Genomic DNA, 13,796 nt, shown 5'->3' with positions numbered 1-13,796 from the left:
GGATGTCCTGTTTAAACATCCAGGTATAAAAGTTCCGCTAAACCCGGCAGGCATCAACTCGGCAAACTATAGCTCTCCAGTGGGCAGACACCGGGATTTCCAACAGCCGCTACAGCAAGTCAATGGCGGCTTCCGGGCGGCGCGTCTGAACGGCGGCTCAGGGCCCAAAGCAGTCGATGACTAGCTTCCAGCTGGCTTGCAGTCCAAACCCGCACGGGCTAAGCGTCCGGTGCCAGCCTGCTGTCGCGCGGTGCTTCACAGGCTCCGCACGAACAGTCTCTTATGGCTGACGGCGACAGCGCAAACGCCCCGGTCACCCGCCCCCGTCCCTCACCCCCAGCGTCACCACCCCATACAGCGGCGCGCCCAGCCAGGGCCGCCATAGCGCATCCAGCGCAATGCCGCTCCACCCGTAGCAGTCGGCCACGCTCTGCTCGCGCAGCACCACCAGCCGCGGATGGGCCTGGGCCAGCTCGGCCACGCGGCCCACGCCCCAGCGGAACTCGGCGCCGGTGGGTGCCATGCTGGCGTGGCGTGATGCGTGGCCCACGGCGGCGCGGGTGAGCACGTCCAGCACCATGCGCGAGCCGGGTGGCGCGTGCTGCGCAAACTCGGCCAGCACGGCCTGCACCTGCGCGGGCTCCAGGTACATGAGCACGCCTTCGCACACCAGCAGCACGGGGTACGCGGTGTCGTGCCGCTCGGGCAGGCGCAGGCGCTGCCACCAGCCGGGCTGCGCCAGGTTGACCACGGCATGGCGCGCACGCGGGCCCAGGGGCGCCAGCAGGCGCTGGCGCAGTGCCATCACCTCGGCCAGGTCGGCGTCGAGCCAATGGTTGTGGCCGGTGTCGAGCCACTGAAAATGCTGTGCCAGCCCGCAGCCCAGGTTGACGCCCAGGCCCTGCCCGTTCGCGCTGAAAAACGCGCGCCCGGCGTCCTTGATGGCGCGGGTGCGCCACAGCACGTTGAGCACGGTGAGCAGGTCGTTCAGGGTGGCAGTCACGTCCGCCCCCAGCTTGTCGAGCAGGCCGCTGGCTACGGCGTCGTGGCAATCCAGCCACGGGAAGTACCGGCCGCCATGTGCCCGCGCAGCCAGCGGGATGAGCAGGGTGCTGGGCACGGCGTGCAGCTGCGCGCGGTCGAGCAGGCACGCGGCAGGTGGCGTGGCCCCGCGCGGGGTGCGGGGGGCCTGGGAGCGGCGGGAACGCGAGGTCGGGTGCTGCACGGTACTCTCCTCGTGTGGCGTACGGGGCCACGGGGGTGGATGCCGGAAGGCCTTGCTACCGGCACCATTGTGAGCGCCCTGTGTGGCTGCGCCTTGACTTGGCCACACCCTCCATGCAGATAAGCGAGCGCGGCGCCACCGATGGCTCGGCACCTGCCGACCCGGCATTTCCGTACGGGCCCGTGCGATACCGGTGCACTACCCTGCCGTACGCGGCGAGGTGCCTTTGCCCCGCCGCAGCCGTGTCAGGACGCCTTGATCATCGCCCACACCAGCCCCACGCCCACCGCCAGCAGGTCGCCGGTGATGGCGCTGTCGTCGTCATCGCTGGTGCTGGTGAAGGCCTTTTTCTGGCGCTCGCGCTCGGCGCGGGTGCGGTCGCGCTCCAGCGCCACCAGGGCGTCGCCGATGTCCACCGGCGCGGCCTGGGCCGCCTGCAGCTTTGCGCGCGCGCCGGCTTCGGCATAGCCCTCCATGGCGCGCGCCACGGCCTGGGGGTCGATCAGCGAGAACGCGGCGCGGCAGTACGGGCAGGCGTGGTCCTTGCGGATGTCCACCGGCGCGCCGCAGCTGGTGCAGTAGATGGCGCCCACGCGCTTGGCCATGTCGTCGATCTCGGGGCGCGTCATGTGGCGCACAAAGCCCTTTTCGGTCATGAACGACGAGAACGTGCTGAACCGCCCGTGCTGGCGGCCGCAGCGGTAGATCATGTAGCGGCCGCTGCGCACCACGTCAAAGCCCTTTTGCAGCGGGGCCACGCAGCGCGGGCAGGCCATGCTGGTTGCCAGGGGCAGGTGCTGGTCTTCGCGGTGCTCGTGCAGCAGCTTGAAAAGGCCGACCACGGCGGCAGGCGCGAGCTTGAGGTTTTCGTGCCGGTCAAACCACATGCCCTGGCAGGCAAAGCAGATGTCCAGCTCCAGCTCGGGCCCGGCATGGCTGGCAAAGCGGTGCACCTCCATGGGCTGGCGGCAGGATGGGCAGGACGGAACGGACGACATCATTGTTAGAACCTGTTCAAGATCTCAGGGGCTCCCTTTACAGGCTCCCTCCCCTGCGGCCGCCATCGTAACGTCACCCCCGGAATAGACCGACGGCATCGCTTCCACTAGCATCGGCGCCTTCAACCAAAAGGAACCAACATGGGATTCATGAACTGGCGGGCCAAGAGTGCCGACGTGCTGCAGCAGGGGGGTGTGATCGGGCCGGACGAGCGTCTGCCGTGGCCGCAGACGGCGGCGATGGGCGTGCAGCACGTCATCGCGATGTTTGGCGCCACGGTGCTGGCGCCCATCCTGATGGGCTTTGACCCCAACGTGGCCATCCTGATGAGCGGCGTGGGCACGCTGATCTTTTTCTTCATGACGGGCGGCAAGGTGCCCAGCTACCTGGGTTCGAGCTTTGCCTTCATCGGGGTGGTGATTGCGGCCAGCGGCTATGCGGGCAGCGGGGCCAACGCCAACATCGGCGTGGCGCTGGGCGGCATCATTGCGTGCGGGTTGCTGTACACGCTGATCGGGGTGCTGGTGCAGGTCATCGGCACGGGCTGGATCGAGCGCTTCATGCCGCCGGTGGTGACCGGATCGGTGGTGGCGGTGATCGGCCTGAACCTGGCGGGCATTCCCATCAAGAACATGGCGGCCAGCAACTTCGACAGCTGGATGCAGGCTGTGACTTTTGTGTGCGTGGGCCTGGTGGCCGTGCTCACGCGCGGCATGGTGCAGCGCCTGCTGATTCTGGTGGGCCTGATTGCCGCCAGCATCATCTACGCGGTGCTGACCAACGGCATGGGCCTGGGCAAGCCGATGGACCTGAGCGCACTGGCCAACGCCGCGTGGTTTGGCATGCCCAACTTTGCAGCGCCCGTGTTCAGCGGCAACGCCATGCTGCTGATTGCCCCCGTGGCCATCATCCTGGTGGCCGAGAACCTGGGCCACATCAAGGCCGTGACGGCCATGACTGGCCAGGACCTGGACCGCTACATGGGCCGCGCATTCATCGGTGACGGCGTGGCCACCATGGTCAGCGGCGGCGTGGGCGGCACGGGCGTGACGACCTATGCCGAAAACATCGGCGTGATGGCGGCCACCAAGATCTATTCCACCGCCGTGTTCCTGCTGGCAGGGCTGTTTGCGCTGGTGCTGGGCTTTTCCCCCAAGTTCGGCGCGCTGATCCAGACGATTCCGCTGCCGGTGATGGGCGGCGTGTCCATCGTGGTGTTCGGCCTGATCGCCGTGGCCGGGGCCAAGATCTGGGTGGACAACAAGGTCGACTTCTCGCAAAACAAGAACCTCATCGTGGCCGCCATCACGCTCATCATTGGCACGGGCGACTTCACGCTGAAGTTCGGCCAGTTCGCGCTGGGCGGCATCGGTACCGCCACGTTTGGCGCCATCCTGCTGTACGCCTTGCTCAATCGCAAAGGCTGAGCAGATTGATAAGGGTTAACCCTTGGTCGTCTCGCAAGAGTCGCTAGGATGCCTCCTTTGACCGGGGCCTCCCGTCCGAATGGCGGGAGGCCCTTTTCCTTTGTTGCGGAGCGTTTTGCATGTCCCTCGCTGACCGGGTGCTCTACCCTGACTTCCTTTCCCGCACCATGTCGGCCGACGAGGCCGCGGCGCTGATCCCCGCAGGCGCCCATGTGGGCATGAGCGGCTTTACCGGCGCGGGTTACCCCAAGGCGGTGCCCGGCGCGCTGGCCCGACGCATTGAGGCGCTCAACGCCCAGGGCCACGGTTTCAAGATCGGCCTGTGGACAGGCGCCAGCACCGCGCCCGAGCTCGATGGCGCCCTCGCGCAGGTCGACGGCATCGAGATGCGCCTGCCCTACCAGTCCGACCCCACAGTGCGCCGCCAGATCAACGCCGGGCACATGCAGTACGTGGACATCCACCTCTCGCACGTGGCGCAGTTTGTGTGGTTTGGCTTTCTGGGCAAGCTCGATGTGGCGGTGGTCGAGGTGGCGGGCGTGCTGCCGGATGGGCGGCTGATCCCGTCTTCATCCATCGGCAACAACAAGACCTGGCTGGACCAGGCCGACAAGGTCATCCTGGAGGTGAACGCCTGGCACAACCCGGGCCTGGAGGGCATGCACGACATCTACTACGGCACCGACGTGCCGCCGCACCGCAAACCCATCCCCATGACGCGACCCGACGAGCGCATTGGCGAGCCCTACCTGCGCTGCGACCCGGCCAAGGTGATTGCCGTGGTGGTCACCAACCAGCCCGACCGCAACAGCGTGTATGCCGCGCCCGACGAGGTGTCGAACCGCATCGCGGGCCACATCATCGAATTCCTGCAGCACGAGGTGAAAAAGGGCCGCCTGCCCGCAGACCTGCTGCCGCTGCAGTCGGGCGTGGGCAACATTGCCAACGCGGTGCTGGCGGGGCTGAACAACGGCCCGTTCAGCAACCTCACGGCCTACACCGAGGTGCTGCAGGACGGCATGCTGGACATGCTGCGCTCGGGCAAGCTGGCCAGCGCATCGGCCACGGCGCTGTCGCTCAGCCCGGCGGCCATGGAAGATTTCAACCGCAACATCGACTTCTACAAGCAGCGCATCGTGCTGCGCCCGCAAGAGATCAGCAACCACCCCGAGCTGATCCGCCGCATGGGCCTGATTGCCATGAACGGCATGATCGAAGCCGACATCTACGGCAACGTGAACAGCACGCACATCATGGGCTCGGCCATCATGAACGGCATTGGCGGTTCGGGCGACTTTGCGCGCAATGCGTACCTGTCGATCTTCATGACGCCGTCACTGGCCAAGAACGGCGCCATCTCCAGCATCGTGCCGATGGTTTCCCATGTGGACCACACCGAGCACGATGTGCAGATCATCGTGACCGAGCACGGCCTGGCCGACCTTCGCGGGCACTCGCCCACGCAGCGCGCGCAGATGATCATCGAGCAGTGCGCGCACCCCGACTTCCGCCCTGCGCTGCAGGACTACGTGGCGCGTGCCAAGAAGACGGCCGTGGGCCAGCACACGCCGCACCTGCTGACCGAGGCGCTGTCGTGGCACCAGCGGTATGTGGAGACGGGGACCATGCGCACGGCCTGATGCCGCCAGCCGCCCCCGCCGCAGGGCACGCCTTGCGCCGGCGCAGGCAGCAGGCGCGCAGGTCCGGTCATATGCTATTTAATTAATAGCAATATAACCAATCAAAACGAGCGCTACAGGCCATTTTTACCCATATTTCGCCCCGGGAGGGGCTGCAAGCCGCCCGCGGCGCATGCGCTGCGCAGCGGGCGCGCGCCCGGGGACCCTCAGCACGGATCAAGCGGCAAGTGGGCGCTGCGGATCGGGATGGGCTGCAAGGCGCACAAAGCAATACGTTCGCCGCAGCAATAGCCCAGCTATTGCGGGTATTTGCTTGCGCGGCAGACCGCCCGAGCCCGCAGATGCGCACGGCGCGCTGATTCGTGCGGAGCGTCCCTAGCCCAGGAAGCGGCCCGAGGTGCCCAGCACCGAAAGGTCGATGTAGCGCGAACCCACATACGGCGCGTTGCCCGCGTAGTCCACCACAAAGCCGCCCAGGTCCAGATTGCGGATACCCGCGAGCGCATTGCGCAGCTTGCTGCGCGTGGGGTCGCTGCCCGCGCGCTCCAGGCCCTCGGCCAGCACGCGCAGGTTGACGTACGCCTCCAGGCTGCCCAGGGTGAAGTCCTGCACACCGCGGGCGCGCAGCGCGGCCTGGTAGTCGCGCACCAGCTGGTTGCGGGCGCGTTGCGGGTCGGGCATCACCATAGTCAGCGCGATGCCGCTGCCGGCTTCGCCCAGCTGCTTGATGCCGTCGCTGGTGAAGGTGGCGCTCACGCCCGCCAGCAGCACGCCGGGCGCGGCCTTGCGCAGCTGCCCCACAAACGCCACCGACACGCTGCCGGCGGTGGCCAGGATCAGCGCCGCGGGGCGGGTTTCAGCGGCCTTGGCCACGGCGGCGGCCACGTTGCTGCCGTCGGTGGCCACGGTGACCATCAGTGCGGGCTTGAGGCCGCGTGCAGCCAGCGCACGGGTGGCGTCTTCGGCCAGCTCGCGGCCGTAGGGGTTGTCCATGGCGACGATGCCCACGCTTTTGAGGCCCATCTCGGCCAGGCGCTGCACCAAGCGTTGCACTTCGTCGGCATAGCCGGCGCGCACGTGGAACACGTTGCGCACGCTCTTGCGCACCGATGCTGCGCCGGTAAGCGGCGCCACGTAAGGCAGGCCGGATTCTTCCACCAGCGGCAGGATGGCCGCGTTGTTGGGCGTGCCCACGCACGACAGCAGGGCAAACGCGCCGCCCTGCGACAGCATGGCGCGCACGTTGTCGGCGGTGCGCTGGGCCACGTAGCCGTCGTCCACCATGTTCAGCTGCAGCTGGCGGCCGTGGATGCCGCCGCGGGCATTGATCTGGGCCATGGCGGCCTCGGCGCCGACCTTCACGTCCTGCCCGAAGCCCGCCAGCGGGCCGCTGAGCGCGCCCGAACAGCCGATGGAGATGGTCTTGCCAGCCAGCCCGCCCTCTTGGGCGAAGGCGTGGCGCAGCACCGCCGGAGCGGCGGCCAGGACGGCGGTGTTGCGGGCAAGGGTGACAAACTGGCGACGGTGCATGGAAACGGGACTCCGGCGAAATACGGACAATGGATGGATGAAACAGGGGGGTTCCCGGACTGCGGCCACGGCTGGATGGTGGCGGCAGGGCGCTGCGGCGTACGGGAAAACCCTGATTATTGATGAACTATGGCGTGCTTCGGTAGAGCCGCGCCCCTACGCGCGCCCCGGAGCGCACCGCCGGCAAGCCGCACCCACAAGGACACCCCGATGCCCACACCGATCTGGAAAAAACAGGCCTCCCTTGCAGCGCTCAACGGCGCCAACCAGCAGACCGCTGCCCAGCACCTGGGCATCGAGATCATTGAGCTGGGCGACGACTTCGTGCGCGGCCGGGTGCCGGTGGACCACCGCACCAAGCAGCCCTTTGGCCTGCTGCACGGCGGCGTGAGCGTGGTGCTGGCCGAGTCGCTGGGCTCCATCGGCGCCTACTACGCCAGCCCGGAAGGCCACCACGCGGTGGGCCTCGATATCAACGCCAACCACCTGCGCTCTGCCACCAGCGGCTGGGTGACGGGCACCGCCCGGCCGGTGCATATCGGCCGCACCACGCATGTGTGGCAGATCGAGATGGTCAACGAGGCGGGCGAGCTGACCTGTGTGTCGCGGCTGACGATGGCGATCCTGGCGCCCAGACAGGGTGTAACCCCCTGAGCGGCTGCGCCGCTTCCCCCTCCTCTCGCATCGCTGGCGCGATGCGGGAAGGGGGACGATGCCAGCGCGGCGGGGCGGCCCTTGCGCGGCATCCCTCGCGTTGGCGCCTCGCCCGTTTTTACCGACAGGCGTCCTGGAGAGCGTGCTTCGCCTTCGCGTCTCGCCGTTCGTGCTGAGCCTCGTCGAAGGCAAGGCAGTACGTAAATACCACCGGGGCCGGCGCCTTGGCCGGCCAAGGCCGAAATTTCAGCCAAATAGCGCTGTAGCGCTTGTTTTGATTGCCTGGACAGCTATCTATTCAGTAGCACCCTGCTTCGCCATCCGCTCGCTCTTCCAGTAGACGTCATCTCCGCCGTCCATGCGGTTGAGCACGCGGGCCAGCACGAACATCAGGTCGGACAGGCGGTTGAGGTACTGGCGCGGGGCGTCGTTGATGGCTTCTTCGTTGCCGAGGGCCACCACCACGCGTTCGGCGCGGCGGGCCACAGTGCGGCAGACGTGGGCTTGCGATGCAGCGCGCGTACCGGCGGGCAGGATGAATTCCTGCAGCTTGGGCAGGGCCGCGTTGTGGTGGGCCAGAGCGTCGTCCAGCGCCAGCACGGCCTCGGCCTTGAGCAGCTCGAAGCCGGGGATCGACAGCTCGCCGCCCAGGTTGAACAGCTGGTGCTGCACTTCCACCAGCAGGCTGCGCACGTCATCGGGCAGGGGCTCGCACAGCAACAGGCCGATGTGCGAATTCAGCTCGTCCACATCGCCCATGGCGTGCACGCGCAGGCTGTTCTTGGAAACGCGCTGGTTGTTGCCCAGGCCGGTGGTGCCGGCGTCGCCCGTGCGCGTGGCGATCTGTGTGAGTCGGTTGCCCATGGTGGTACTGGTGTGGTGGCGCTGCGGGCCTCGCGTGCATGGAGGACGGCGCAGCGCACAGGTTTGGAATGCAGCGCATTTTGCGCCATGGGTTCCATCACACGCTGATCTGGGGGCTTGGGGAAAAGCGGGCGCGCTGTGCGCCCCTGAAAACGGCTTCGCCTGCACGCTCCGGTAGTTCCGGGGCGTGCAGGCGAAGGAGGCACTGCGTGGAGCGCTATGCACCTCAGTGGCATAAGGCCCCAGCGGCAAGCGCCGCAGGCCACGCCATCAGTTGGAATGCATGCGGTTCATGCGGTCAACGTCGGCGGTGGACACACCGGAGGCCGTGGGCTTCATGCCGTTCCAGGCCGTCGAATGGTAGGTGTCCCATTCCGAACGCGACACCATGCCATCGCCGTTGGTGTCCATCAGGCGCGCGTTCACGCGGGTCTCGGCCTTGGCAGCGGCTTTGCCGCCAGAGCGGGTGGGATCGATCTCGGCCACGGGCGCTGTGCGGCCGCCGGGTGCTGCGGCGGCATCCGCAGGCGCTGCGCTGCTGCGTGCCGAGCGGTCGTCCACCTTGTTCTGGGCCCGCGTGGCGGCGGGGCCACCCGATGCGGCAGGCGCGACCTCTGATGGGGGACGCGTGTTCTGCGACACGGGGGCCTGGGCCAGCGCTGCGGTGCAGGCCAGGGCAGCAATGGCGGCGAGAGCGGTGTGCTTGTTGATCATTCAGAACTCCTTGGAAGTAGTTGGCAAAAACGCGTCGGACCCGCCATGGCGGCAGGTACGTACTGCATCGTCTGTCCCCCGGCTGAGCACAGGTGTAGGACGTGCGCGGCCGCATGGGTCAGCGATGCACGGCAATGCACGCTGTGGCCTGCAGGCGCCTACTTCTGGCTACATCCACGCGACCTTCCTACACAAAAGCGGCCTCTGTGGTTACACCGCGAACGCAGATGTTGGTGAGGGAAACAGCGGGCAAGAGTGCTGGTGCGCACGCCATTGCTGCGGTGCAATGAAGTCCTGTTCAACTTTGAAGGAGCTCAGCTTCCATGAAAGCAATGCAACGACGCACCTATGCCTTCGACACGCGCAGCGTGATGCTTTTTGCGGCCCTCTCGCTGGGTGGCGCAGCCGCCCTGCATGCACAGACCACCCCTTCTTCACCCCAGTTCGGCCCCGCGGAAAAAACTGCGCCCCAGGCCGGCACAGGCTTTACCGTAGGCCCCGGCAGCGCCCCTGCAGCGCCCGCAACAGGTACGCAGGCCCAGGCCGGTGCCGCCGTTTCCTTTGACCGCGCCGACACCAATCAGGACGGCAAACTGAGCGTGCAGGAAGCCGCTCGGCTGCCCGCCATCGGCCAGCGCTTCAAGCAGCTCGATACCGACAAGGACGGCTCGCTGTCCCGCACCGAATTCGAGAAAGGCGCGAACTCCTGACCCTGCTTCTGACAGCTGACACCCCGGCCGCCACGCCACTGCCAGCTGCTACCACCGTTTGACGGGCCGCAAGGTCCGTGAGCCCGCCCGCGCTGGAACTCCAGGGCGTGGGCGGGCTCTTTGCATGGTGCTGGCGCAGTACGGGCGCATGGAGGGCCCGCTTCGTGCGATGTCAGTCGTGCAGCGACGACAGGAACTGCTGCAGCTCGGGCGTCTGCGGGTTGCCAAACAGCTGCGCTGGTGTGCCGGTTTCATGCACGCGGCCCTGGTGCATGAAGATCACGCGGTCGCTCACCTTGCGGGCAAACGCCATCTCGTGCGTGACCATCATCAGCGTCATGCCCTCTTGCGCCAGTGACTCCACCACCCGCAGCACTTCGCCCACGAGTTCAGGGTCCAGCGCCGAGGTGATCTCGTCGCACAGCAGCACCTGCGGCTCCATGGCCAGCGCCCGCGCAATCGCCACGCGCTGCTGCTGCCCGCCCGAGAGCTGGTCGGGCATGGCATCAAACTTTTCGGCCAGGCCCACGCGCTCGAGCAGCTTGCGCGCCTGCGCCTGCGCATCCGATGGGCTGCGCGCCTTGACCAGCGTGGGCGCCAGCATCACGTTGCGGCCCACCGAAAGGTGTGGAAACAGGTTGAAGCTCTGAAAAATCATGCCCACCTGCTGGCGCAGGTCGCGCATGGCGGCGGCGCTGTCGTGCAGCAGCTTCTTGCCGTTGACGCTCAAGGCGCCCTCCTGGAACACCTCCAGCCCGTTCACGCAGCGCAGCAGCGTGCTCTTGCCCGAGCCGCTCTTTCCGATGATGGCCACGACCTCGCCGCGCGCGACCTTGAGGTCGATGCCCTTGAGCACCTCGTTGGTGCCGTAGGACTTGCGCAGCGCAGTGATGTCGACGATGGGTGGCTCGCCCACCGCAATGCCGTCGTGGGCGGGTGTAGGTGTGGCGACAGGGGCTTCAGCGGCTGTGGGCATGGAGTTTCCTTTCAAGCGACTGCGCCATGAGGCTTACCGGGAAGCACAGCGCAAAGTAAAGCAGCGCCACGCAGGCGTACACGAGAAATGGCTGGTAGGTGGCGTTGGAGATCATGCTGCCGGCCTTGGTCAGCTCGACAAAGCCAATCACAGAGGCCAGCGCCGTGCCCTTGATGACCTGCACCAGAAAACCCACCGTGGGCGGCACCGCAATGCGCAGCGCCTGGGGCAGCACCACATGGCGCAGCTGCTCGCCAAAGTTGAGCGCCAGACTCTGCGCGGCCTCCCACTGCCCCTTGGGGATGGCCGCCACACAGCCGCGCCAGATTTCGGTGAGGTAGGCGCTGGTGTAGAGCGTGAGCGCAAAGGCCGCTGCCGTCCAAGGCGATGTCTTGATGCCGAACAGCGCAATGCCGAAGTACGCCAGGAACAGCTGCATCAGCAGCGGCGTACCCTGGAACACCTGCACATATGCGCCCACGGCGCGGTCTGCGCCGCGCACCTTGGACAGCCGCAGCACCAGCAGCAGCAGGCCCACCAGGCCGCCGCCGATGAAGGCGATGAGTGAGAGGGACACGGTCCAGCGCGCTGCCATCAGCAGGTTGCGCAAAATATCCCAGAGGGAAAATTCAACCATCTCGATTTACCTCCCCACCAAGAATCGCGCCCCCGCCCACATCAGCAGGCGGCGGGTGAGCATCGACAGCGCCAGATACACCGCCGTGGCCAGGATGAAGGCCTCAAAAGCGCGGAAGGTGTTGCTGGAGATCAGGTTGGCGGCGTAGCTCAGCTCGGGCGTGGAGATCTGCCCGCACACCGCCGAGCCCAGCATCACGATGATGATCTGGCTGACCATGGCCGGCCACACCTTGAGCAACGCGGGCGGCAGCACCACGCGCCGGAAGGTCTGGCCCGGCGTGAGCGCCAGGCTCTGCGCGGCTTCGATCTGGCCGCGCGGCGTGGCCTCGATCCCTGCACGGATGATCTCGGCCGAATACGCGCCCAGGTTGATCACCATGGCCAGCACCGACGCCAGCTCGGGCGTGAGCTTGACGCCCATCGCCGGCAGGCCGAAAAACAGGAAGAACAGCTGCACGATGAACGGCGTGTTGCGCACCAGCTCCACATAGCTGGCCACAGCCCAGCGCAGCGGCGCGGGCCGGTGGCCCAGGTTGCGCGCACGCGCCCACGCACAGGCAGTACCCACCAGCAGGCCCAGCACGGTGCCCACGATGGTGAGACCGATGGTCCACGCCACGCCGCGCACCAGCAGCGGCCAGGCCGCCAGCACGGCAGAAAAGTCCAGTTGAATCAGCATGGTGGGCAAACCCTGCGGCGCTTGTCACGCCGCAGCCCTGTGCAATTGGATGAGAACGGTATTGCGTGCTTACCGCGCGCTTATTGCGGCAGGTCGCCCGCAGGGCGGCCCAGCCACTTGCTCGACAGCTTGTCGATGTCGCCCGACTTGCGTGCCTCGGCAATGATTTCGTTCACCCGCAGGCGCAGCTTGTCCTCGCCCTTGGCCACGCCGATGAAGTTGGGGCTGTCTTTGAGCAGCAGCTTGTATTCGGTCTGCAGGTTGGGGTTCTTCACCATGATGGTGCCGGCGGTGGATGCGCTGGTGGCAATGGCCTGCGTCTGGCCCGACACAAAGGCCGAGATGCTGGCGGCGTGGTCTTCAAAGCGCTTTACATCCACACCGGCGGGGGCCACCTTGGCGAGTTCCTGGTCTTCCATGGCGCCGCGCGTCACGGCCACGGTCTTGCCGGCCAGGTCGCCAAAGCTCTTGATGTTCAGGCTCTTGCTTGCAAACACGGCCTGGAAGAACGGTGCATAGGCCGCGGTGAAGTCGATCACCTTCTCGCGCTCGGGGTTCTTGCCCAGCGTGGAGATCACCAGGTCGGCCTTCTGCGTCTGCAGGTACGGGATGCGGTTGGCGCTGGTCACGGGGATCAGCTCGACCTTCACGCCCATCTTGGTCGCGATGTATTGCGCCATTTCCACATCGAGCCCCTGGGGCTTGAGGTCGGTGCCGACAAAGCCATACGGCGGGTAGTCGGTGGGGATGGCGATCTTGATTTCCTTGGCCTTGAGGATGTTGTCCAGGGCGTTTTGCGCGTGGGCAGCGGGTGCCAGCAGTGCGGCCCCCAGGCCGGCGGCGGCCAGCAGGGCCAGGGTGCGGCGGCGGGCGCCCGTGTGAACAGAGGCGGAAGAACTCAGCGAGGCGGTCATAGCAAGGCTCCTAGGTAGGCAGAACCGTCGTCCGACGGTGAGGGGGTGGAACGGGAGGGTGAACGGGTGCGGCGGCCGGCCTTGGCGGGTGCGGCGGATGCGGGCTGTGCGGTGGCCACCGGTGCAAGCGCATCGCGCAGGCCTGCCAGCGGGTCCGCAGTGGCCTGCAGGCGCAGCGCGGCCTGCACGGTGCCAATGTGCGCGGCCATCAGTGCCTCGGCGCGGGCGATGTCGCCGGCCTCCAGCGCTTCGACAATGCGCACATGGTCTTCGCAGCTTTGCGCCGCGTCGTGCGAGGACTGGTAGAGCATGGCGATCAGCGTGGTGCGCGCCGTGAAGTCGCGCATCGTGTCGGCCAGCAGCGCGTTGCCCAGGCATTCGGCCAGGCACACATGAAAGTCGCCCAGCAGATAGGTGCGCAGCCCCACATCGGTGCCTGCCAGAGCTGCCTTTTCGCGCTGCAGGTGGTGCTTGAGCTGACGCAGCGCGCCCTTGTCCAGCGCCTTGTCCTTGAGCTGGTGCAACAGGCCCAGCTCGATCACGCGGCGGGCCTCGAAGGCCTCGCGGGCCTCGTGTTCCGAAGGCTCCACCACATACCAGCCGCGCCGCGCGCTCACGGTGACGATGCCGCGGGTGGACAGCCGCGTGAGCGCCTCGCGCACGATGGTGCGGCTGCAGTCGAACAGCATCGCCAGCTGCTGCTCGCCCAGGCGGGAGCCCGGCGCAAGCTTCTGCGCCATCACGGCTTCCATGATGCGGTTGCTGATGTCGGTGGCAGTGGTCATTGCCAGCCTACTCGCAGGTTCCGTGCCAACTGGTATACAA

14 protein-coding genes are annotated in these 13,796 nt (G+C 66.9%); 4 read left to right on the top strand and 10 right to left on the bottom strand.

The annotated features are described in order from the left end of the window. Positions 1–313: 313 nt before the first annotated feature. The gene (locus ACTPOI_RS02875) at positions 314–1,225 is read right to left on the bottom strand and encodes a class I SAM-dependent methyltransferase (protein ID WP_440106218.1); all 912 of its coding nucleotides are present in this window, start codon (positions 1,223–1,225) and stop codon (positions 314–316) included. A 245-nt stretch (positions 1,226–1,470) separates the two neighbouring features. Continuing rightward, on the bottom strand, positions 1,471–2,223 hold the full coding sequence (locus ACTPOI_RS02870) for a zf-TFIIB domain-containing protein (RefSeq protein ID WP_440108251.1): 753 nt from the start codon (positions 2,221–2,223) through the stop codon (positions 1,471–1,473). A 141-nt stretch (positions 2,224–2,364) separates the two neighbouring features. On the opposite strand from ACTPOI_RS02870, the gene ACTPOI_RS02865 reads away from it, so the two are divergent. Together ACTPOI_RS02865 and ACTPOI_RS02860 are read left to right on the top strand one after the other, a co-directional pair. After that, entirely contained in the window at positions 2,365–3,651 is a 1,287-nt protein-coding gene (locus ACTPOI_RS02865) for a solute carrier family 23 protein (protein WP_440106216.1), read from the top strand. A 119-nt stretch (positions 3,652–3,770) separates the two neighbouring features. Next, a complete protein-coding gene (locus ACTPOI_RS02860) occupies positions 3,771–5,291 on the top strand; it encodes an acetyl-CoA hydrolase/transferase family protein (RefSeq protein ID WP_440106214.1) in 1,521 nt (506 codons plus the stop codon). Between the two features lie 375 nt (positions 5,292–5,666). Here ACTPOI_RS02860 and ACTPOI_RS02855 read toward each other — a convergent pair whose 3' ends face one another. Then, the gene (locus ACTPOI_RS02855; protein ID WP_440106212.1) at positions 5,667–6,821 is read right to left on the bottom strand and encodes an ABC transporter substrate-binding protein; all 1,155 of its coding nucleotides are present in this window, start codon (positions 6,819–6,821) and stop codon (positions 5,667–5,669) included. A gap of 210 nt (positions 6,822–7,031) precedes the next feature. On the opposite strand from ACTPOI_RS02855, the gene ACTPOI_RS02850 reads away from it, so the two are divergent. Further along, positions 7,032–7,475, top strand: a complete 444-nt coding sequence (locus tag ACTPOI_RS02850) for a hotdog fold thioesterase (RefSeq protein WP_440106210.1) — start codon at positions 7,032–7,034, stop codon at positions 7,473–7,475. A 294-nt stretch (positions 7,476–7,769) separates the two neighbouring features. Here ACTPOI_RS02850 and ACTPOI_RS02845 read toward each other — a convergent pair whose 3' ends face one another. Both ACTPOI_RS02845 and ACTPOI_RS02840 read right to left on the bottom strand, forming a co-directional pair. After that, on the bottom strand, positions 7,770–8,339 hold the full coding sequence (locus ACTPOI_RS02845; protein ID WP_440106208.1) for a cob(I)yrinic acid a,c-diamide adenosyltransferase: 570 nt from the start codon (positions 8,337–8,339) through the stop codon (positions 7,770–7,772). A gap of 270 nt (positions 8,340–8,609) precedes the next feature. Continuing rightward, complete coding sequence (locus tag ACTPOI_RS02840; RefSeq protein ID WP_440106206.1) at positions 8,610–9,053, bottom strand: hypothetical protein; 444 nt, start codon at positions 9,051–9,053, stop codon at positions 8,610–8,612. Between the two features lie 323 nt (positions 9,054–9,376). Here ACTPOI_RS02840 and ACTPOI_RS02835 point away from each other — a divergent pair, with 323 nt between their 5' ends. Further along, positions 9,377–9,763, top strand: a complete 387-nt coding sequence (locus ACTPOI_RS02835) for an EF-hand domain-containing protein (protein ID WP_440106204.1) — start codon at positions 9,377–9,379, stop codon at positions 9,761–9,763. A 172-nt stretch (positions 9,764–9,935) separates the two neighbouring features. Here the strand turns inward: ACTPOI_RS02835 and ACTPOI_RS02830 are convergent, their stop codons facing one another. From ACTPOI_RS02830 to ACTPOI_RS02810, 5 genes are all read right to left on the bottom strand, one after another. Further along, positions 9,936–10,739: an amino acid ABC transporter ATP-binding protein gene (locus ACTPOI_RS02830; protein WP_440106202.1), complete on the bottom strand. Its 804-nt coding sequence runs from the start codon at positions 10,737–10,739 to the stop codon at positions 9,936–9,938. Next, positions 10,723–11,376 carry an amino acid ABC transporter permease gene (locus ACTPOI_RS02825; RefSeq protein WP_440106200.1) on the bottom strand — a complete coding sequence of 218 codons (654 nt, stop codon included), beginning with the start codon at positions 11,374–11,376 and terminating at the stop codon, positions 10,723–10,725. The genes ACTPOI_RS02830 and ACTPOI_RS02825 overlap by 17 nt, the downstream gene beginning before the upstream one ends. Before the next feature lie 6 nt (positions 11,377–11,382). After that, entirely contained in the window at positions 11,383–12,057 is a 675-nt protein-coding gene (locus tag ACTPOI_RS02820; protein ID WP_440106198.1) for an amino acid ABC transporter permease, read from the bottom strand. Between the two features lie 80 nt (positions 12,058–12,137). Then, positions 12,138–12,971 (bottom strand): transporter substrate-binding domain-containing protein, encoded by an 834-nt coding sequence (locus ACTPOI_RS02815; protein ID WP_440106196.1) that lies wholly within the window; start codon positions 12,969–12,971, stop codon positions 12,138–12,140. Continuing rightward, positions 12,968–13,756, bottom strand: a complete 789-nt coding sequence (locus ACTPOI_RS02810) for a GntR family transcriptional regulator (RefSeq protein WP_440106194.1) — start codon at positions 13,754–13,756, stop codon at positions 12,968–12,970. Before ACTPOI_RS02810 ends, ACTPOI_RS02815 begins: the two co-directional genes overlap by 4 nt. Between the last annotated feature and the right edge of the window lie 40 nt (positions 13,757–13,796).

The sequence above is a fragment of the Acidovorax sp. BL-A-41-H1 genome, assembly GCF_051942715.1.
This window is presented reverse-complemented; position numbering and strand designations above follow the sequence as displayed.